The following is a 20,131-nucleotide window of genomic DNA, read 5'->3' as shown; positions in this document are numbered from 1 at the left end:
CCACTAAGCGAGTGGCCGCCGGTGGAGACGCCGCTGAACAGCGGTGTCCTACGTTGAAGTAGGATGATCCTTTTCCGAACCGCCATTGGCCGCCCCCTCCCCCGATGCCTGTGCCGGAGGGCCATCACTCGCCCCCGTGCCAGCGGCGCCGAGGCCAGTAGTGGCCTGCCCCGCCTGCCTGCGCTGTGCGCACGGCTCATTGCCCGACCCTGCCTCGCCTGAGCGGCCCGCTTCCGACGATGGCGCATCGCCTGGCGGGGGCGCAGCCGCCGAAGCGTCGCCTTCGGCCTCTGTACCAGCCGGCTGCGCACCGGCCGGCCCCTGGTCATCGTCGTCCCGCGTCTTGCGAGGGCGTCCACGCGGCAACGGCGACACACGGCGGTTCGCTTGTTGGGCTGCCCAATCGCGCCAACTTTCGCTTCCCAGCACCCAGCCCTTGAGCGTGGCCTGCTGCAGCTCATTCACCGCGTTTTCATCCAACGCCTGCTCGCACAGCTCTTTATATACGTGCTGGCGCGCGAACGGCGTATTGCCCAACGCCCAATATAGCGGATGGTCGGTAATCAGCGAATCGAGTGTGAGGCCAACATGGTGTTGATAGCTAGACCACGGGTATGCGTCGACAGAAGAAACGAGGCGCTCGCGTACCGGACTGAGCTCCACCAGCCGGCTGCACAGCATGAAATACCTTTCTGCCTCGATCACCGTGGCGCGGTAACGCCCTTCCCACAGCGTACCCCGTCGTCCATAGCGACGATTGAAGTGCGCGACGTAGCGTCTACCCACGGCCTGCATCGCTTTGGGAAGGCTGGACTCCTCGCGCGGCGTCGCCAGCAACTGCACCGCCGACGGCATCAGGACGTACGCGTGGATCGCAAGCCGGTGGTCGCGAGATGCCATTTTCAGGCATTCGACAAACAGCGCATAATCCTCGTCATCGACAAAAGCAGGCTGATGATCGATGCCTCGCAGAATTACGTGCTGCGGCTGGTCGGGGACATAAAGACGTGCTAACCGGGCCATTGCAGGGATTTCCGTTTAGATCGCACTTACAGTATACCCGCGGGAGTCAATTATCTCGCGGCGCTCGCGCACGACGTGGCGTGCAAAACCCATTGCTCCAGCTTTAGGGAAAATGTTCTAGCGCAGGGCTATGGTTCGTTTGAAATGTTGTCTGCATAATGGGTGGGCTTTTAAAAAAAATGGAGGAGCACCATGCAATTAATACGCGTCATCAAGGCCATCGTGGGGTTCACGGCCATCGCCTGCTGCTTCAATCAGGCACATGCTCAAACGGCTGGCAGCGTCTACATGGCAGCCGGATGGTTCCATCTTGCGCCGCAAGACAGCAGCGACGTACTGAGAACCACGAACATCGGCGGCTCTCCCGTCAACATTGCGGTCCCTGGGTCGAGTGCCAGTATCGGCTCCTCCAATACTTTTGGCTTCTCCACAGGGTACTTCATCACTGATCACTTCGTCGTCCAAGCCGATGCGGGCATTCCGCCCAAATTCGACCTGCTCGGCGGCGGCACCCTCGCCTCGTACGGCAAACTCGGGCAGGCACGACAATGGAGTCCCGCGCTCGTCTTCAAATATTACTTGCGCAATGCAGATGCCGCGTTTCGCCCGTTCGTCGGAATCGGCGTGAGCTACATCTGGTTCACCAACGCACGGATCACGAACCAGAGGTTCGTGTCGCAGCAGTTGCATGGTCCGGCCTCTGTAAACGTAGACAGCGCATGGGCACCGGTGTTCAACGCCGGCTTCGCGTACAACTTCAATAAGCACATGTTCGCCAGCTTTTCCGTATCGTTCCTCCCATTCTCAACCGATGCCACGCTGCATACTGCTGCGCAAACGCCGGTCGGCGTACGTAACGTCACGAGCCACGCGCACATCAAACTCAATCCGCTCGTCACGCTCCTGAACGTCGGCTACCGCTTCTGACGCCCGACGCACCGGGGGCGCCGTGCTGGCCTCTTCATGCCGAGAGCGGCATTGCAACCGTGCCGCCCGCGTTCGCCAGTGCAACGCGGGTCTGCGTGGCACCTACCTTGCCCCGCGCGCCCTCTAACTGCGCGTCATCCACCTTGGGCCGCGCATCGTTTAGCTCCGCCCCACCGCCTCGTGGCTGCGCGCCGTTTAGCTCCAGGCCACCACCCTGGGTCGCGCGCCGTCTAGCTCTACGCCACCGCTTTGGGTCGCACGCCGCCTACCTCAGAACACCGCCTTGGCCGGCGCAGCTATCGCCAGCCTTGAGCGGCACGACGCCGATCACCTCCAAGTTGGCCTGCAATGTGCTTCACTGTGTCGGCACCGACAGCCGCATTGCGCACTGCCACCACCATCGAGAACTCAGTCGCAAGTCGCAGAACCAACTCGACGTGGCGTTGTCAACACTCACACAGCCACGGCTGTTCAGTGCGTTACCGCACGTTGCGTGCCAACACGGATGGCTTTTTTGCAACACCGTCGAACATTTCGACAATATTTGGAGGAAGCTGCAATGGCAAATTTGGAAAATACCCGCCAGGCGCTAGGTGATTCGTTCGACAGGGCCGGCCGCCACGCGCAGCGTATCGCGCACCATGGGCGTCATGCCGTGCAGGACGTCGGCGCCGAAGTACGTGAGCTGTTGTCCGATTTGGAAAATACGCTCACTGACGGTACTCAAGCCGACGCCGAGGTTTTGCGTCAGCAATTGCAAGACAAGATCGAAGCCACGCGCTCGCGCCTGGAGGATACCCAGGCAAACGTGAGGCGCCGCGCCCAAGCCGCATGGGGCGGGGCGGACGAATATGTCCATGAGCGCCCATGGCAGGCCGTCGCCGCAGCCGCTGGCGCGGCGTTGCTACTGGGCTTGTTGCTGGGACGCGCTTAGCGACGCGCCAAGGCGCAGCACACATGCGCAGCGCCGGCCTGCTGCTGCTGCGCCCCGGGGTAGCCTGTGTGTGCCGCAACAGCGTTTGAGGCCGTTGAGCAGGCTCTGATCCCATGGCGCCTCACTCGCCGCGCCGGTCACGGCGCGGCGTCGTGATGCTGGCATGCACCCCATTGACGGACTGGCATTTCTACTAACGGCCAGCGTATCCTTCGCGTACCCAACGTCTTACGTGGTACGGCATTTTCCTACCTATGCGGATTACCAACTCGGCGTAACGGGCTCGCCGTGCGTAACGCGGCGCCCTAGCCTAAGAAACTCGCGCCGATCAAGTCAATGCGGTCTGTGCAGATCGTATCGATGCCCCACTCGACAAGTTCGCGGGCGCGTTCCGGCGTATTGACGGTGTAAGCTAGGACACGCAAGCCGGCTTCATTAATCTGGACAACGCGTGCGGCGGTCAACTGGCGGTGGCTCACGTGCAATGAGACGCAGCCGAGCGCACGGGCGTGCTCGCGCCAGTCCGCCGGCACGGCATCGACCAGCCAGCCGCGAGGCAGGTGCGCCGCCGCGCCGCGCGCGCTGCGCAGTGCCTCGAGGGAAAACGACGAGAGCAGCACCGGCGACGTGGCACCTTCCCACCATCGCGCCACTTCGCCTGCCACAATGCGCCCGGTCAAGGCTTCGCGCCCCGGACACGGTTTGATTTCAACGTTGACGGCTAAGTCCAGCTCGCGACAGTACTCACTCGCCTGCTGCAGCGTCGGCATCCATTCACCACTGAAACGCCCGTCGAACCAGCTGCCGGCATCCAACCGGGCAATCGCCGCGTACTGTTTACGCGCCGCAGCCCCCCGGCCGTCGCTAGTCCGATTCACTGTATCGTCGTGCAGCAGAAAAACCACTTCGTCGGCAGACAACTTAGCATCGAACTCAACCATCTTGAGCCCTAGCTTCGCGCCGACGCGAATCGCCGCTAAGGTGTTTTCCGGCGCCAGCGTACCGCCACCCCGGTGCGCGACCACGCGCGGATAAGGCCAATCGGCCACCTTGCATTCCTCGCTTGAACAAAGTTGGAAGCAGCGCAAGTCAACGCACGGGAAAAGCAAGCATCGGGGTTTAGCCGTCGTCAATGACGAACAGACGGCGATATTCTTTCAACGCATACCGATCCGTCATCCCAGCGATGTAATGCGCTATGAGTCTAGCCTGTGTCGCCGCCGAATCATCGCACTGGTAAGCGGGCGGCAGCAAGCGCGGATCGTCCTGGAACGCGTCGAACAACCCCACGACCACGCGACGCGCCTTGTTCGCCATGCGCATCACACGATAATGGCGATACAGGTTGTGGAGCAGGAATTGTTTAAGCTCGCGCGCTTGCGCCGCGATCGCGTCACTGTGCGCGACCAGCGGCGCCGATGCGCGAACCGCATCGACCGAGTCTGGCGCCGCCATCGCCAAGCGCTCAGCCGTCGCGCCGATCAAATCGACAATCAACGTATTGATAATCCGCCGTATTGTTTCATAGATTAGCCGCCGCCCATTCAACGTCGGATGAGCCTGCCTCGCCAATGCGTAATGCGCCCGCCACAACTCGACTGCATCGAGTTGCTCCAGGGTCAGCAGCCCCGAGCGTAGCCCATCGTCAATATCATGATTGTTATACGCGATTTCGTCGGCAAGGTTGGCGATCTGCGCCTCGATGGAAGGCTGGCGCCCGTGCAAAAAACGCTCGCCGAGCTCGCCCAGGCGCCGCGCGTTTTCACGCGAGCAGTGCTTCAAGATGCCCTCGCGGGTCTCAAAACACAGATTCAAGCCGTTGAATCCGCCATAGTGCGCCTCTAACTCATCGACTACCGCCAGACTTTGCAAGTTATGCTCGAATCCACCGAACTCGTGCATGCATTCGTTCAGCGCATCCTGTCCGGCGTGGCCGAACGGCGTATGCCCGAGATCGTGCGCCAATGAGATCGCCTCCACCAGGTCCTCGTTGACGCGCAGGTTACGCGCCACCGAACGCGCGATCTGCGCGACTTCCAGACTGTGGGTGAGCCGCGTGCGGAACAGGTCGCCCTCGTGATTGACGAATACCTGCGTCTTATATTCGAGGCGCCGAAACGCCGTCGAATGGATAATACGGTCCCGATCGCGTTGAAACTCGGTCCGGGAATCCGGCGCGGATTCCGGATGGCGGCGCCCGCGGGACAGCCGCGAAGACACCGCATACGGCGCGAGATGATCCTCAAGATCGCGCAACGCCGGCACCGTATGCCGAAATTGACCTTCGAACGCACTCTTCACTTACTGACACTCCTTGAGCAACGACTGCTGCAGCCCTGCTTCAGCCGCCCGGACACCAGGGCGTAAACTCAGACGCTCGCCGCTAGTGTCGCGCGCACATCCGCTTCGGGCGCACCGGTGATCAGCGTGTCACCGATTTGCTTCAATAGAATGAACTTTATCGTACCGCTGTCCGCTTTCTTGTCGACCTGCATCAGTTCGACATACCGATCCGTGCCAAGTGCCGGCGCGCGCGTGGGCAAGTGCGCTGCACTGATCAATCGGACCAGTCGCTCGCGCGTGGCCTCGTCAAGCAGGCCAAGCCGTACCGACAGGTCCGCGGCCATCACCATCCCACAACCGACCGCCTCGCCATGCAGCCACTGGCCATACCCGAGTCCGGCCTCGATCGCATGACCGAACGTATGGCCAAAATTCAAAATCGCGCGCAAGCCTGCCTCACGCTCGTCAGCAGCCACCACCTTTGCCTTCAACTCGCAGGAACACTTGACCGCCCATGCCAGCGCCGATGCGTCACAATGGTTCAACGCGTCGATATTCGCTTCGATCCAGTCAAAAAACGCCGGATCCGCGATGGCCGCTGTCTTGATGACCTCGGCGAGGCCGGCGGCACGCTCGCGCTGCGGCAGCGTGTCCAGCGTGCCGATGTCGGCGATCACCGCTCGCGGCTGGTAGAACGCGCCAATCATGTTCTTGCCGAGCGGATGATTAATGCCGGTCTTGCCTCCGACCGACGAATCGACCTGGGACAGCAACGTGGTCGGCACCTGGATGAACGGCACACCTCGCATGTAGCATGCGGCGGCAAAGCCGGTCATGTCACCGATGACACCACCACCCAGTGCAACCAGCGTCACCTTGCGATCCGCATGTTGACCTAGCAACGCATCAAATATCTGGTGCAGCGTTTGCCAGTTCTTATGCGCTTCGCCATCGGGCAGCACAATCGTCTGCACGCGTTTGCCAGCGCGCTCAAGCGCTGCTCGTACCCGCGTGCCGTACAACGACTCGACCGTGGTATTGGTCACGATGGCCACAGATGTCCCGCAAATATGCGGCGCGAACAACGCCTGCCGGTCGATCAAATCCGCACCGATATGGATGGGGTAGGCACGCTCGCCCAGTTCGACTTCGACATGGATCATACGGGGCAACTCAACAAGCATTGTCATGGGGCGGCAGCGCATCTTGCGATGCTTCGCAGTCGGGCTGCGGGCGCAGGCCGATCAGTTCCAGTTGCATGAGTACCATATTGACAAGACCATTGACAGTGGGCCGTCCGGTTTCAATCACGAAATGCGCGCATTCACGATACAGCGGATCTCGCAACTCGAACAGCGATTCCAGCTTGCCGCGCGGATCGTCGGTTTGCAGCAGCGGACGATTCTTGTCGCGACGGGTACGCAGCCACAAGTCATGCGGCGTGGCGCGCAAATAAATGACAATGCCGCGCGTATGCAGCCACTCACGGTTTTGGGGCCGCATCACTGCGCCGCCGCCCGTCGCCAGGACCAGGCCTGGACGGCGCGTCAACTCATCGATGATCGCCGATTCCCGGTGGCGGAAGCCATCCTCCCCCTCGTGCTCGAATATCACCGGAATGCGCGCGCCCGTACGGGCTTCGATTTCGTGATCGGAGTCGACGAAAGGGCGTCCGAGGCGACGGGCGACAGCACGACCGACCGTCGTCTTTCCCGCCCCCATCAATCCGATAAAAAAAACGCTGGCGTTTGCCATCGCGTCGAGCAACTGTGTCATTGACATGAATCTACTAGTCCGTCGCGCAGCTTAATTGCAAACGTCGTAGTTTGTCGAGGCCGCAGCACAGTACCACCGTACTTGTGGAGCCGGGACACACGCATCGCGACAGGCGGCGCGGACGATTTGCGCATCCCCCCTCATGCTGCCCCTCGGTTTCGTGTGCGTCCTGCTCGGCGGACTGTGACGAACCCGCCTCGGTAGGCCGTAGTCAGTTCGCTTCGATTGGCTGCAACGGACCCGCTTCAGCAGGCTGCGGCAGGTCCGCTTCGGTCCCCTGCGCAGGGTCGGCTTCGGCGCCGCCGGGCCGTGGTGTGGCTCCAAAATCCTTGCGTCGCGCCCCGGACGCGGTTTCTTGCAGCCCAGTGACGACGGTGGGAGTAATCAATATGATCAATTCACTATGACGGTCACTTCGGGCCCGATGCCGGAACAAAGCACCGATCAGCGGGATATCACCTAGGACGGGTACGCGAGCCTCGTCTTGCCGATCGTCCTGGGAATAGATGCCGCCAATCGCGACCGTGCCGCCGTTTTCGACCTCCACGCTCGTGTGCACTCGCTTCGTATGGATCGCCGGCCCATGTAACATCTCGGAGCCGACACTGTCTTTGGCAATGTCAAGGTCCAGCATCACATGTCCGCGAGGTGTGATGCGCGGCTCGACTTCGAGTTTGAGCGTCGCGCGCCGGAACTGTACCGTGCTGCCCCGCTGCGTACGGGTCTGGTACGGCACTTCGGCCCCCTGCTCGACCACGGCTTTGAAGCGATCCGCGGTGATCACGCGTGGGCTCGATACGACGCGGCCGCGCCCTTGCATCTCCAGTGCATTGAGCTCGATGTCGAGCAGCCTCGATACCGACGCGCTCAACAGCCCAATGCCCGCGCTGGCCGGCGCAAACCCGGAAAGCGGGGCCGCCAATAGATCGACCATCGGCCCTCGCAGCCCTGCCCCGGTACGCCCTTGAGACACCACCTCGCCACCGGATGTCGGACGGTCGCCGCCGTCGCGCTTGAGCATCGCGACTCGTGCCCCCAGCGCGCGGGAAAATTCATTATCCGCCTCAACGATCCGCGCCTCGATCAACACCTGCCGGGTCGGCCGATCGATCGCCTGGATCAGCGACGCGATGTCGGTCAGCCGCTCGGGGACATCGGTGACAAACAATTGATTGGTACGCGGGTCAGCATTCGCCGCGCCGCGGCTGGACAACAGCCGCTGGCTGCCCGATGCGCAGATCATCGTGCGCACGTCTTCGGCTCGCTGATAATGAAGTTCGAACAAGCGGCTAGCCAGCGGCTCCAGTTGCAATCGTTTCGCGCGCACCTCCAGCAACGCGCGTTCTCGCGCCGCGATTTCGGCCGCCGGCGCGATCCATATCACATTGCCGCGTCGCTCCATTTCGAGTCCGTGCGCTTGCAGCAACGCGGCCAGCGCATGGGACCATCGCACGTCGACCAGATGCAGCGACACTTTTTTGCGAACCTTGTCACTGACAATGATGTTGGATCCCGTGAATTCGGCGAAGGCGCCGAGTACCGTGCTCAGTTCCGCGTCACGAAAAGTCAAGGATATTGGCCTGGCCGCGTCCGTACCATCGTGCACGTTTGCGCCGGAGCGCAAGCCGCTGCACACAGCCGGCGGGGCGGCGGAAGGCTCGGCACCATCCCGTGCGTTGACCTTCGGCGTCGGCCATGGCGTCTGTGCAGGTATGGCCTCGGAACCAGGCGTGGGCGTGGGTGTGGACGCAAGACTCGGCACGGGCCCAAGACGAAACGCCGGCGCCGGCGCACCCGCCGCCATCGCCGCGCTAGGCAGTTGTAGCATGCGCACATCATGCTCGGCCATGGCATGCGACACGGGCCGTCCTGTGGCCAACGAGGCACGGGCATCAACCAGTGCCCCGGCAAGCCCGAAAAGCGCAACGCCCAGCGTGGCCGTAAAACACCGCGCCGCCACGCGACGCGTGTTGCCGAATCGAACGCTGCTCACCCGTAACCCTCCGCGGGTGGCGCCGATGGCCCATGATCGCCTCGCCCGACCTCCCAGGCCGCGTCGTCGGCAATGGCCCCCGCCGCCAAGTCGGCGCCATCGCCTGGGGCGGCCGGCAAGCGAGGTTTGATCGCGTCGACCACGGCGACCCGGCGTGACCCGCTCCATATCGTGCCGATCCACACCGGTGGCGCAACCGACGCTACGCGAGGCTGGCGTGCGCGGGGCCGACTAAAAGGATCCGATGGCAACGGCGAAGGTGGATCGCCGGCACGCTTTCGGTCGGCATCGACGTCTCGCTCGGCAGCGTCATCCCTGCTGGCATCATGCACGCGAATAGCAGCAGCCGCCAGGCTGCGCGCCGGTAACGGCACACGGGGCTCGTGCACCCACTCGCGGCCGCAGCCAGCTGCAGTGAGACCGGGTCCACCGCGCATGCCGTATATCGTCAACATGGCGCGCAACGAGAGTTGCCCACCGTCCGCTTTCAGTTGGACCTCGTCGGGTACCGCGATCACCGGCAGCGCGCTCAGCGCGCCGAGAAAGGACCATGCGCTGATAAAGTCGCCGGATGCGGCCAGCCTGGCTGTCTGCCGGCCAACTGCTTGCGCCCCCTCACCCCGGTATTCTCCCAACGCGACTTCGGCAACAGGCTCGACGCTGTCGAGTAACAGGCCCGCACGTGCTGCCAACGTGTCGAGCCGTTGCATGTGCTGTGCGACATCCGGATCGATCCGCATAGCACGCATCTGTTCCAACTCGCGCCTGAGGGCGGGCAACGCGCTGACTTGCCGATGGGCTTGTGCAGTCTTTGCACGCAATCCAGCCGCCGCCACGGCCTCGGCGCGCATGCGCTCATCATGCGAGGATTGCGACACGTACAGCGTGCCGCCGAACGACAGCGTGGCCAACGCCCCCATCGCGATACGGAACTGCATGGCCGGCCACTGCTCCAGCGGCCGCGCCAATGCCCGCCACGATGCAAGCAGCGCCGCCTGGCCGCGTAAGCCGTAAAGGGAAGCATCGATTGTGTGTGCCATCATGAAGCCTCTCCAGCGTGGACGGACTGTTTCACACCTCTCGCCGCAACACGCTGCTCATGCGGCGACACCGGCGGCCGCGTACCGGCGTGGGTCAAGCGCGCGGTAAAGTTGAACGCGCCAGCAGGCGTGGTACGACCTGTGTCGGCGGCCTCACGATCAGGCAGCACGCGCCGAAATGACAGGACGCTGGTCGAAACTACGCCTGGCGCATGCCGCATTTCATTTAACCATGCAGATAAAGCGGACTGGCCAGTGGCTTGCCCGCTGACGAACGTCTCGTCGCCATGCCGACTCAGCTCGGTCAGGCGCACGTCATGGGCTGTGGCCCTCGACAGACGGTCGAGCAGCGCGAGCAACTGATCCCTGCGCACCGCGCGCTGTGTCGCATGCTCGCAAAACGCGCGGTAGGCGCCCAACTCGGCCTGCAGGCCGGCGTGCTCGGCCATCGGAATCGCTGCAGCCGCAAGGTCACTTTCGAGCCGTTGCCGGCTCTGCTCAGCCGCGATGTCATTGCGTCCGACGGCAGCGGCCACGATCGCCGCGACCCCAACGCCGCCCAACGCGGCACACGCGGCGCCAAACGCTCTGCGTTGACGCATTCTGCCTCGGCGCCGCGCGCGATGGGGCAACAGGTTGAAACCGCCAAGGTCCCTAAGCAGCAACGCACATGCCGCGCGGCAACGCCCGTCACGAGCCCTCGCTGACACGCCACTCATTCGAGCACCCCGCGCATCGCGAGCCCGAAGGCGACGGCATACGCCGGACTGTTGCTGCACGGTTGTGCGGCAATCGACGCGCGGCAAAACGGCGCACACTGGAATAGCTGCGGATCGCATCCGAGCGCGCCGCGCAACGCATCGAAATCAAGTCCCGCGGCCGCGATCGCGGCCACCTCGCCGCTCACCACGGCGCCCGAGAGGTCGTCAGAGGCCAGCGCGTCACGCAGCGCGTCCAATATCGGGCCCCGGTGCCCAGCTAATGCATGCCACTCGCGCCGTACCATCGTGCCGCGCAGCAGCCATGCATACACAGTGCCACCGCCGACCCATACCGCGCACCAGCAACAACCGGCGGGCAGCACGAGTGCACCATGCAGCCGGCACGCACGCAGTGCAGCCGCTGCCTCGCCGTCCACCGTACTGAGCACGATGTTCGCAGCCGCTGCCGTGGCAATCCGGATATCGAGCCAATCACGCGAAGCGGCGGTGATCGTCACCGCGTCGGGATCGTCATCCCGATCTGCCATGAGCCAATCGACGACGATCGACGATGGATCCACACCGAATAGGCGTTCGGCCTCGGCCAGCACGGCCGGCTCCAATTCGTCGAACGCGGCGCACGCATGCTGCGCCGAAGTGAGGCCGGGCGTGCGCCGTGCCAGTTCGGCGAGCGAGGTCACGCCCGTGTAGGTCACCGCCGGCGGCAACGCCATCGCGTATCGCACACCGGCGAGGGAGCGCCGTATTGGAATACCGTCACGCAATACGCTCAATGCCCGCGACACGCATTCGGGCCGCAGGATTTCGGCATCATCCACCACGCCCGCCGGCAGCGGTTGCGCCGCCAGGTGTTCGACGCGCACGTCGGCGCCGTCAGCCAGCCTACGGCTGGCCACCGCCATCCGGATTTCCGACGGCGTAATGTCGATTCCCGCCGCGAACCGGCGTCCGACAGACAATAAAGCATTCTGCATGTTCCCTCCCTTGCTGCGCCACGTCGGCCGGAAACCGCTCCGGCTCTGCGCTCAACGAAGCATGCCGACATTGTTGCGAGCCGCGCCGCCGCCGAACATTCGGCTGATCGGCCAGCGGCGGCTCGCTCACACCACGTCGCGTCCACAATGGGCATCCTTGCGGACAAGGCGGGCCGTCCTGTCAGCACGCCCCGCTATAATCGCGAGTTCGTGTTTTTGGTATTCCCATGCAATCAACGACGCCTGACGCCTCTCCTCCCCCGGCCGGCCCGAAGCGCAAGCGCGCGCTATGGTGGCGGGCTCTGCTCGGGCTGGGCACGCTGCTAATCGGTACGCTACTGGCACTGACGCTGGTGGTGTGCTACGCGGTGCTCGTCGCCGAGCGCAACCTACCGCCGTTGGACGCATTGACGGACTATCGCCCCAAGTTGCCACTGCGCATCTATACGGCGGACCATGTGCTGATCGGCGAATTCGGCGAGGAGCGCAGGCGTATCGTGCGATTCGACGACATCCCGGATGTGATGAAAAAGGCGGTGCTAGCGATCGAGGACTACCGCTTTTACGATCATGGCGGGGTCGATCTGACCGGCATCCTGCGCGCCGGCGTGGCCAATTTCACTCGGGGCGGCAATGCGCAAGGCGCCAGTACGATCACGATGCAGGTGGCGCGCAACTTCTTTTTGTCCAGCGAGAAAACCTACACCCGCAAGCTGTACGAGATGCTGCTCGCGTACAAGATTGAGTCGGCGTTGACGAAGGATCAGATTCTCGAGGTTTACATGAATCAGATCTATCTCGGACAACGTGCGTACGGTTTCGCCAGCGCGGCGCGCGTGTACTTCGGCAAGGATTTGAAGGACATAACGCTCGCTCAGGCGGCCATGCTCGCCGGGCTGCCCAAGGCGCCATCCGCATACAACCCCGTGGTGAACCCCCGGCGCGCGAAGATACGCCAGCAGTACATCCTGAAACGTATGCTCGAGTTGCACGCCATCAGCGTGGACCAATACGACGCGGCGGTACACGAGCCGATCGTACTCAACACGGTCAGCGCCCCGTACAGCGTGCACGCCGAGTACGTGGCCGAGATGGTGCGGCAGTTGATGCATGCGCAGTATCGCGACGAGACTTACACGCGCGGCTTCGAAGTCGTGACGACGATCGATTCGGCGGACCAGGAGGCCGCATACCGCGCCGTGCGCAAAGGTGTGATGGACTACGACCGCCGCCACGGTTACCGTGGACCGGAAGGATTTGTCGCATTGCCACAGGATGCTGCCGAGCGCGAGCAGGCGATCGATGACGCATTGCTCGAACATCCGGACAACGGTGACCTGGTCGCCGCCGTCGTCACGCAAGCTGGCCCGCACGAGGTCAAAGCTTCGATGCTCGACGGCAACACCGTCACCATCCGAGGCGACGGGCTGCGCTTTGCTGCCGCGGCCTTGTCCGGGCGTGCGCAGCGGAACCAGCGCATCCGCCCCGGGTCGATCATCCGAATCACCAAGGCCGCGGATGGTGCATTCAGCATCGTGCAGTTGCCGCAGGTCGAGAGCGCGCTCATCGCGCTCTCGCCGCAGGACGGCGCGATCCGCGCACTGATCGGTGGCTTTGATTTCAACAAGAGCAAATTCAATCACGTCACGCAGGCGTGGCGCCAGCCCGGTTCGAGCTTCAAGCCGTTCATCTATTCGGCCGCACTGGACAAGGGGCTAGGTCCGGCGACGATCATCCATGACGCGCCGCTGTACTTTCCGCCAACCACGCCCGGCGGCCCAGCGTGGGAGCCGAAGAACTACGGCGGCAGCTACGATGGTCCGATAACGATGCGCACCGCACTGCAGAAGTCGAAGAACCTCGTATCGATCCGGATCTTGAGCCATATCGGCACGCATTACGCACAGCAGTACATCACGCAATTCGGCTTCGACGCGGACAAACATCCCGCCTACCTGCCGATGGCGCTTGGCGCGGGGCTCGTCACGCCATTGCAGATGGCCGCCGGCTATGCAGTGTTCGCCAACGGCGGCTACCGGATCAATCCCTACCTGATTGCCGAGATCACCGATGCGCGCGGCGCGCTCGCCGCGCGCGCGCAGCCGGTGGTGGCCGACCAGAATGCGCCGCGCGCGATCGATCCGCGCAATGCGTACATCATGAACAACCTGCTGATTGGCGTCGCCCAGCGCGGAACGGGCGCCAAGTCGAACGCGCTCAAGCGCGTGGACATTGGCGGCAAGACCGGCACGAGCAACGACTCGCGCGACGCCTGGTTCGCCGGCTATCAGCACACGCTGGTCGCAGTCGCATGGATCGGTTTTGACAGCCCGCGCAGCCTGGGCGATCGCGAAACCGGCGGCGGCCTCGCATTGCCCATTTGGATTGACTACATGGGCCGGGCGCTCAAGGGCAAACCCACCTACACAATGCCCCGCCCACCGGGCATCGAGGACATCGGCGGCGAACTGTACTACGCCAACATGCTGCCGGGTTCAGGGTTCGTGTCGACAGTCGGCGTGCCTGTTTCGGCGCTAGCTGACGAATCGGCGAACGCAGCCCCGGACTCGGGTGTCAACACGAGCGTAAACGAATCCGAACGACAGGACATCATGAACCTGTTCAAAGGCCAGTGAGCACGCCGCACAAGCGCGGCGCGCACGGAACGCGGTGCACCGCACAGCGGCTCACGACGCACGCGCTAGCGTGATCGGCTGGCCCGCATGCTGCGACATCGCGGCGGACAACGTCGCAAAAAACTCGGTCGACGCGCGGGTATCGCGCCACGCGCCCTCGACATACTTAAAGTGATACCCGCCGGACTTCGCCGCGATCCAGATTTCCTGCATCGGCGGCTGTAGGTTCACAATAATTTTCGAGTCGTCGTCGAATTCGAGCGTCAGCACGTTTGCACTGCGCTCGCATTCGACGTCGATGCCCGCCTTATCGGCCGCGTCCTCGACCGCCGTCTGCACGGCGTCGAGCGTCTGCTCAGCGAGTTCCAGGTATTCGGTATCGGTCATGCTAAACTCCACCGGTTAGATTGACAAGGTTTGTCATGCGTGTCGTTTCAGGGTTGTCGGGCATTGTAGCGAGTCCGCGCGCACGTGCCTGCGCCGTATCGTATGGTATCGTGGCCTGGGGAGTCGCCGTGCTCGCGGGCTGTGGACAGCGTGGCCCATTGTACTTGCCCAGTGTGCCGCCGCTGCCCGAACGGCCAGCCTTCATCGCACCATCAGCAAGCGCCACCGCTACGTCATCGGCTAGCAGCGCCACGGGCGCATCCGCGACGCCCTCCCCCAACCCATCGCAGCGCGGCCTTCGGATTGCGCCAGACCTGTCGGCTCCACGGTCTGCCCCCGATACCGCCCAACCTGCACGCTGATCTGCCCGCTGATTCATGGTCAATGCCTTCGCCTACATCGACGGTCAACTGCACGTTGAGCGCGTACCAGCGAACCAACTCGCTGAACAATACGGCACGCCGCTTTACGTCTATTCGCGTGCCGCGCTAACCGACGCCTACCAGGCCTACGCGGGCGCGGCCGTCGGCCGCCGCGCCAAGATCCATTACGCGGTCAAGGCCAACAGCAACCTTGCCGTGCTGAACGTGTTCGCCCGCCTGGGCGCCGGATTCGATATCGTCTCCGGCGGCGAACTCGCGCGCGTGCTCGCCGCCAGCGGCAAGCCGCACGACGTGGTGTTTTCCGGCGTCGGTAAGAACGCAGCCGACATGCGCATTGCGTTGGATGCGGGCGTGCGGTGCTTCAACGTCGAGTCGCTGGCCGAATTGGCACGACTGAACCAGGTCGCCGGTGAATCAGGTCGGATCGCACCGATATCGCTGCGTGTCAATCCCGATGTCGATGCGAAGACTCATCCGTATATTTCGACGGGTCTAAAGGCGAACAAGTTCGGCGTCGCCTTCGACGATGCGCGTGCGGCGTATCGCGCGGCGCTGGGCATGAAACATTTGCGCATTGCGGGCATCGACTGCCACATCGGCTCGCAGATCACCGAGATTTCCCCCTACCTCGATGCCATCGACAAGGTACTCGAGTTAGTCGAGCAAGTCGAGGCGGACGGCGCGCCAATCGGCCATATCGACGTCGGTGGCGGCCTGGGCATTCGCTACGACGACGAAACGCCGCCGGACATCGGCACGTTCGTGAAAACAATACTGGACCATTTTGGTCGACGTGGACATGGCCATCGTGAAATCTGGTTCGAGCCTGGCCGTTCGCTGGTTGGCAATGCGGGAATCTTGCTGACCCGCGTCGAATACTTAAAGCCGGGAGCAGTCAAGCATTTCGCGATCGTCGATGCGGCGATGAACGACCTTGCTCGCCCCGCCATGTACGATGCGTATCACGCGATCGACGCGGTCGCACCGCGCGATGGCCAGCCTTTGGAGACCTACGACATCGTCGGCCCGGTGTGCGAGAGTGGCGACTGGTTGGCTCACGATCGGTCACTCGCGCTGGAGTCCGGCGACCTGCTTGCGATACGGTCCGTTGGTGCGTACGGGTTCGTGATGAGCTCGAACTACAACACCCGCCCCCGCGCCGCCGAATTGCTTGTGGACGGCGAGCGGGTGCACGTGGCCCGCCGACGCGAAACGCTCGCGCAACTGATGGACGGCGAATCAGCGCTACCCGACTGAACCGGATGACGACTCGGAAGGTAGCGCCGCGCGGCGCGTTCCTCACCGGATGATTCGCCTCTCAAACGGGCGGCACTCCGACGGCGTGGGCAACTCAACGACGTAGTGCCAACTAGCGACGTGAGCGAGCGTGCTCATTCATATTGCGCTGCATCGGGGCCCCGCCCAAAAACCCGCCGACGTGCGCCGGTCGCGATGCGAGTCATCGCCGTGCGGCGGCGGCGCCTAGAGCTTGCCGTAGCTGTGCAAGCCGGACAGGAACATATTGACGCCGAGGAATGCAAAAGTCGTCACGAGCAAACCGGTCAGCGCCCACCATGCCGCCGGCACGCCACGCAACCCTTTCATCAGCCGCATGTGCAGCCAAGCCGCGTAATTCAACCAGACGATCAACGCCCAGGTTTCCTTCGGGTCCCAACTCCAATAGCCTCCCCAAGCCTCGGCAGCCCACAGCGCACCGAGGATGGTCGCGATCGTGAAGAACGCGAAGCCGACCGCGATCGACTTATACATCACGTCGTCCAGCAATTCGAGCGAAGGTAACCGATCGTCCAGCATGCCGCGCTGCTTGAGCAGATAGGCCACCGATACCATCGCCGACAACGCAAAGCTGCCATAGCCGATGAAATTCGCCGGCACATGGATCTTCATCCACCAGCTTTGCAACGCCGGCACGAGCGGCTGAATGTGTTGCGCGTCGCGTGATATCGAGTACCACATCAGAAATCCGACGGCCGCACTGATCACCAGCAGCACGAATGCACCCAATGCCCGCGTGCGATAATGCGATTCGTAATACAGATAAAACAACGCGGTGATCAGGCAGAACAGCACGAACACTTCATACAGGTTCGACATCGGAATGTGGCCGACATCCGGGCTGATCAGGTACGACTCGTACCAACGTACCATCATCCCCACGAATCCCATCAGTACCGCCGCCCACGTCAGCTTCGAGCCGATCGCGCCGCCCGAGGCCGAGCGCGTCAGCGTGCCGATCCAGTAGAACACGGTCGCGATGACAAACAGCGCGCTCATCCATAGGATCGCCGACTGGCTCGACAGCAGGTACTTCAGAAAAAACGTCGACTCGGCCCGTGCCAAGTCGCCACGATATAGCGCCACGCCGGACAGTGCCAGCACCGTGATGCCCAGCGCCAGCCATCGAATCGGCTTCCAGCGCCAGCCCAGCACGACTAACGCCGGCACGGTACCGCACAACACGCCCACGTCATACACGTTCATATACGCGTGATAGCGCGACAGCGCAAAGCCCGCACCCACGATGACCAACAACGCGAACAACCCGTCGAGCAGCGTCAGGCGGCGCAGCAGCGCACGGGTTTCGAAGTCGGGTAGCCCGGCCAGCGGCCCCTCAACCGACGCAGTGGCTTGGGCGACGGATGGCGGGCGTGACGCCGTATCCGCCACTGAGGCCCGGGCGGGCCGGGAAGACGAATGAGTTAAATCCATGATCTTTACTTTTGCGGAGATCGCAAGGAGGTGGGTGCCGACGTGCCGCCCGTTTGCGACGACGGTGCGTCGTCGCCGGCATCGGACGAACGCGTATCGGCATGGGACGTGGCAACATGCGACGGGCCTGCATCGAGCGGCCGCGCACCCAGCGCCGCACCGAACGCGTCGCGCATGCGCGCGTATTCGCCAGCAAAATCGAGCGTGCTGCGCGCCGTGGACATAGCCATCAGGACGCGAGTGCCGCCGTGCGCTCCCTCAGGCTTGAGCCAGATCCACAAGCGACGTTCGCGCACGTAGAACATCGCAAAGATGCCCAGCACGAGCAGGATGCTGCCAAGATACACGAGATGCTTGCCGGGCGCACGGGTCAGCTGAAACACCGACGCCTGGACCTGCTTAAAGGAGTCAAGTTGCAGGTACACTGGCGCGCCATAGAAAAAACTGTCCGACAACGCGTTAATGGCGCTTTGCATGAAACGCGTGTTGTCGGCGTTGGGCGGCGCGGGCGGCTCACCGGCGCGCTCCCGTGCGATCTGCCACACTTCCCAGATCGCTCCTTCGAGCATCCGCAACAACAACTCGGCTGCTTTTTGCTGCTCCGCGCTCGGCACCGAATGGTCAATGAACTCGGCCACAGCTTGGAATCCGCCGCTCGAGGGCGTTCCGGCGGGCATGCCGTCGATGCGCGCGCCGCCGGCGAACAAATTCAGCACGCGCTCGGCACTGTCGCGCAAAGGGTCCTGCAATGCGCTATGGTCGGCCGATGGCATCGACTGTACGGCGAATCGGCGCGCTGCCTCGTCGCGCACGGCGGAATCTGCCAGCGCCGCGCGCAGCCGCATCCATTCATTGACGGAGCCGGCGTTGTCCGCCGGAATGCGCAAGTAACGGAACGGATCATCGGGACGACTGCGCATGCCTGCCAGAAACAAGCGCTGGCCATCGATCAGCACCGGCAGCATGTAATTGTTATATTCGTGCGCCTGCCCATTCTTGTCGCGAATCTTGAACTGCACGGACGGACCGACATTGCGCAACTCGACCGGTTTCGAGGTCTTCGCCCCCGAGCCCAACCGTTCGTCAAACGCCTGTTTAAGCGATTGATGCGATACGCCGCGCGCATCCTTCTGCCCGGCGCCGTTCGACACGTTCTCGACATTGATGGCACGAAAATCCGTAAACTCGACCGTGTCGTCCTGCCCGAGTGATCCCAGCGGCATCGATTCGCCGATCGTACCGGCAAGCGGCACGGGCTGGCTGCCGGTGCCGGTCATTGGGTAAGCGGTCATGCGCATTGTCGAGCCCCCATCCTGGAAACTGGATTGGTAGATGGCCACGCCGTCGTAGACGAACGGTTTGTTCACTTCGACGCGTGCCGGGATGCGCTTGCCGCTGTTATGGTCGACCACGACGATGTCGCTGGCGAACAACTTGGGCATGCCGGTCGAGTAATAGTCGACGATAAACTTATTCAACTCGATCGAAAACGGCAAATCCTGGATCAGGGAACCGTTCTGCTGGTTCAGTATGGCCGTGGACACATGCTGGCCTTCCGGCACCCACGCGTAGCCTCGAAAGGTTGGATTGGACTGCGACAATCGGTGCTCCGGGCCAATCTGGCTGATCACCTGGTTGGACTGCACGGGGGTCTTGTTAAATAGCCACATTTGCAGCTTAATCGGCAAGTTGCTGTCGAGCAGCCCGCCAAGGCAAATCACGACGATCGCCAGATGGGCGAAGATATAGCCAAGCTTATTGAATGCGCCACGCTTGGCCGTGATCAGCGTTGCCGTCCCGTCGGGTTCGTCACGCGGCACGGCTCGCATCTGGTAGCCGAGCCGGCGCACGAGCGCGCCGAGCGTCTGCGCCGCGTGCTCCCGATCCATTGTTGCCACATACTCCGCGTTGTGGTGAAAGGCACGCAAGCTGCCCTCGCGCACGCGCTCCTTCCAGCTTTTCATGTCGGCGATCATCTTTGGCGCATTGCGGATCACACACAGCGAGATCGACACGATCAGAAACGCGAGAATCAGCATGAACCACCACGCGCTGTACATCGTGTATAGCCCGAGCGCGCGGAAGATGTCGGCCCAGAACGGACCAAATTGGTTAACGTAGTTCGGGTACGGGTCTTCCTGCGTCAGCACCGTGCCGATGCCGCTCGCGATCGCAAGAATGACCAGCAGGCTGATCGCAAAGCGCATCGAGCTGAGCAACTCGATCGCATCGCGCACAATCCGGTGTTCGGTACGAATCTGCACGCCCGATGTTGAAACACTCAATTCACACTCCATTCGGACGCTGCCTGCGCCCCTGCCAG

15 protein-coding genes and 2 pseudogenes are annotated in these 20,131 nt (G+C 62.9%); 5 read left to right on the top strand and 12 right to left on the bottom strand.

Going from position 1 to position 20,131, the window contains the following annotated elements:
- Positions 1–330: 330 nt before the first annotated feature.
- A pseudogene (locus KQH60_RS04720) lies at positions 331–1,023 on the bottom strand (transposase); the annotation flags it as partial.
- 192 nt (positions 1,024–1,215) lie between these two features.
- On the opposite strand from KQH60_RS04720, the gene KQH60_RS04715 reads away from it, so the two are divergent.
- Both KQH60_RS04715 and KQH60_RS04710 read left to right on the top strand, forming a co-directional pair.
- Entirely contained in the window at positions 1,216–1,950 is a 735-nt protein-coding gene (locus KQH60_RS04715) for an OmpW family protein (protein ID WP_304611059.1), read from the top strand.
- A 559-nt stretch (positions 1,951–2,509) separates the two neighbouring features.
- On the top strand, positions 2,510–2,884 hold the full coding sequence (locus KQH60_RS04710) for a YqjD family protein (RefSeq protein WP_237575400.1): 375 nt from the start codon (positions 2,510–2,512) through the stop codon (positions 2,882–2,884).
- 305 nt (positions 2,885–3,189) lie between these two features.
- Here the strand turns inward: KQH60_RS04710 and ugpQ are convergent, their stop codons facing one another.
- The 8 genes from ugpQ to pilM form a co-directional block, all read right to left on the bottom strand.
- Positions 3,190–3,933, bottom strand: a complete 744-nt coding sequence (ugpQ, locus tag KQH60_RS04705) for a glycerophosphodiester phosphodiesterase (protein WP_237575399.1) — start codon at positions 3,931–3,933, stop codon at positions 3,190–3,192.
- Between the two features lie 70 nt (positions 3,934–4,003).
- Positions 4,004–5,185: a deoxyguanosinetriphosphate triphosphohydrolase gene (locus tag KQH60_RS04700; RefSeq protein WP_237575398.1), complete on the bottom strand. Its 1,182-nt coding sequence runs from the start codon at positions 5,183–5,185 to the stop codon at positions 4,004–4,006.
- A 68-nt stretch (positions 5,186–5,253) separates the two neighbouring features.
- Positions 5,254–6,339 (bottom strand): 3-dehydroquinate synthase, encoded by a 1,086-nt coding sequence (gene aroB / locus KQH60_RS04695; protein ID WP_237575498.1) that lies wholly within the window; start codon positions 6,337–6,339, stop codon positions 5,254–5,256.
- Position 6,340: 1 nt separating this feature from the next.
- Positions 6,341–6,949: a shikimate kinase gene (locus tag KQH60_RS04690; RefSeq protein ID WP_237575397.1), complete on the bottom strand. Its 609-nt coding sequence runs from the start codon at positions 6,947–6,949 to the stop codon at positions 6,341–6,343.
- Between the two features lie 205 nt (positions 6,950–7,154).
- On the bottom strand, positions 7,155–8,936 hold the full coding sequence (locus tag KQH60_RS04685) for a type IV pilus secretin PilQ (protein ID WP_237575396.1): 1,782 nt from the start codon (positions 8,934–8,936) through the stop codon (positions 7,155–7,157).
- Complete coding sequence (locus KQH60_RS04680; protein WP_237575395.1) at positions 8,933–9,979, bottom strand: type 4a pilus biogenesis protein PilO; 1,047 nt, start codon at positions 9,977–9,979, stop codon at positions 8,933–8,935. Before KQH60_RS04680 ends, KQH60_RS04685 begins: the two co-directional genes overlap by 4 nt.
- Positions 9,976–10,578, bottom strand: coding sequence for a hypothetical protein (locus KQH60_RS04675; protein ID WP_237575394.1), 603 nt, complete (start codon positions 10,576–10,578; stop codon positions 9,976–9,978). The genes KQH60_RS04680 and KQH60_RS04675 overlap by 4 nt, the downstream gene beginning before the upstream one ends.
- Positions 10,579–10,691: 113 nt before the next feature.
- Positions 10,692–11,672 carry a pilus assembly protein PilM gene (gene pilM, locus KQH60_RS04670; RefSeq protein WP_237575393.1) on the bottom strand — a complete coding sequence of 327 codons (981 nt, stop codon included), beginning with the start codon at positions 11,670–11,672 and terminating at the stop codon, positions 10,692–10,694.
- A 227-nt stretch (positions 11,673–11,899) separates the two neighbouring features.
- Here pilM and KQH60_RS04665 point away from each other — a divergent pair, with 227 nt between their 5' ends.
- Positions 11,900–14,308: a penicillin-binding protein 1A gene (locus KQH60_RS04665; RefSeq protein ID WP_237575392.1), complete on the top strand. Its 2,409-nt coding sequence runs from the start codon at positions 11,900–11,902 to the stop codon at positions 14,306–14,308.
- Between the two features lie 51 nt (positions 14,309–14,359).
- On the opposite strand, the gene cyaY is transcribed toward KQH60_RS04665, so the two are convergent.
- Positions 14,360–14,695, bottom strand: a complete 336-nt coding sequence (cyaY, locus tag KQH60_RS04660) for an iron donor protein CyaY (RefSeq protein ID WP_237575391.1) — start codon at positions 14,693–14,695, stop codon at positions 14,360–14,362.
- A 35-nt stretch (positions 14,696–14,730) separates the two neighbouring features.
- On the opposite strand from cyaY, the pseudogene KQH60_RS04655 reads away from it, so the two are divergent.
- Positions 14,731–14,892: pseudogene (locus KQH60_RS04655) on the top strand (lipoprotein); the annotation flags it as partial.
- A gap of 180 nt (positions 14,893–15,072) precedes the next feature.
- Positions 15,073–16,335, top strand: coding sequence for a diaminopimelate decarboxylase (gene lysA / locus KQH60_RS04650; protein WP_237575390.1), 1,263 nt, complete (start codon positions 15,073–15,075; stop codon positions 16,333–16,335).
- A gap of 225 nt (positions 16,336–16,560) precedes the next feature.
- Here the strand turns inward: lysA and ccsB are convergent, their stop codons facing one another.
- Together ccsB and KQH60_RS04640 are read right to left on the bottom strand one after the other, a co-directional pair.
- Entirely contained in the window at positions 16,561–17,808 is a 1,248-nt protein-coding gene (gene ccsB / locus KQH60_RS04645; RefSeq protein WP_237575389.1) for a c-type cytochrome biogenesis protein CcsB, read from the bottom strand.
- A gap of 5 nt (positions 17,809–17,813) precedes the next feature.
- Positions 17,814–20,093, bottom strand: coding sequence for a cytochrome c biogenesis protein ResB (locus KQH60_RS04640; protein ID WP_237575388.1), 2,280 nt, complete (start codon positions 20,091–20,093; stop codon positions 17,814–17,816).
- Positions 20,094–20,131 lie beyond the last annotated feature (38 nt).

Origin of the sequence: Mycetohabitans sp. B8 (assembly GCF_021991875.1) — a bacterium.
In the GTDB taxonomy this organism is placed as follows: Bacteria; Pseudomonadota; Gammaproteobacteria; order Burkholderiales; family Burkholderiaceae; genus Mycetohabitans.
Note: the sequence above shows the minus strand (reverse complement) of the source record. Positions and strands in the feature narration are given on the sequence as shown.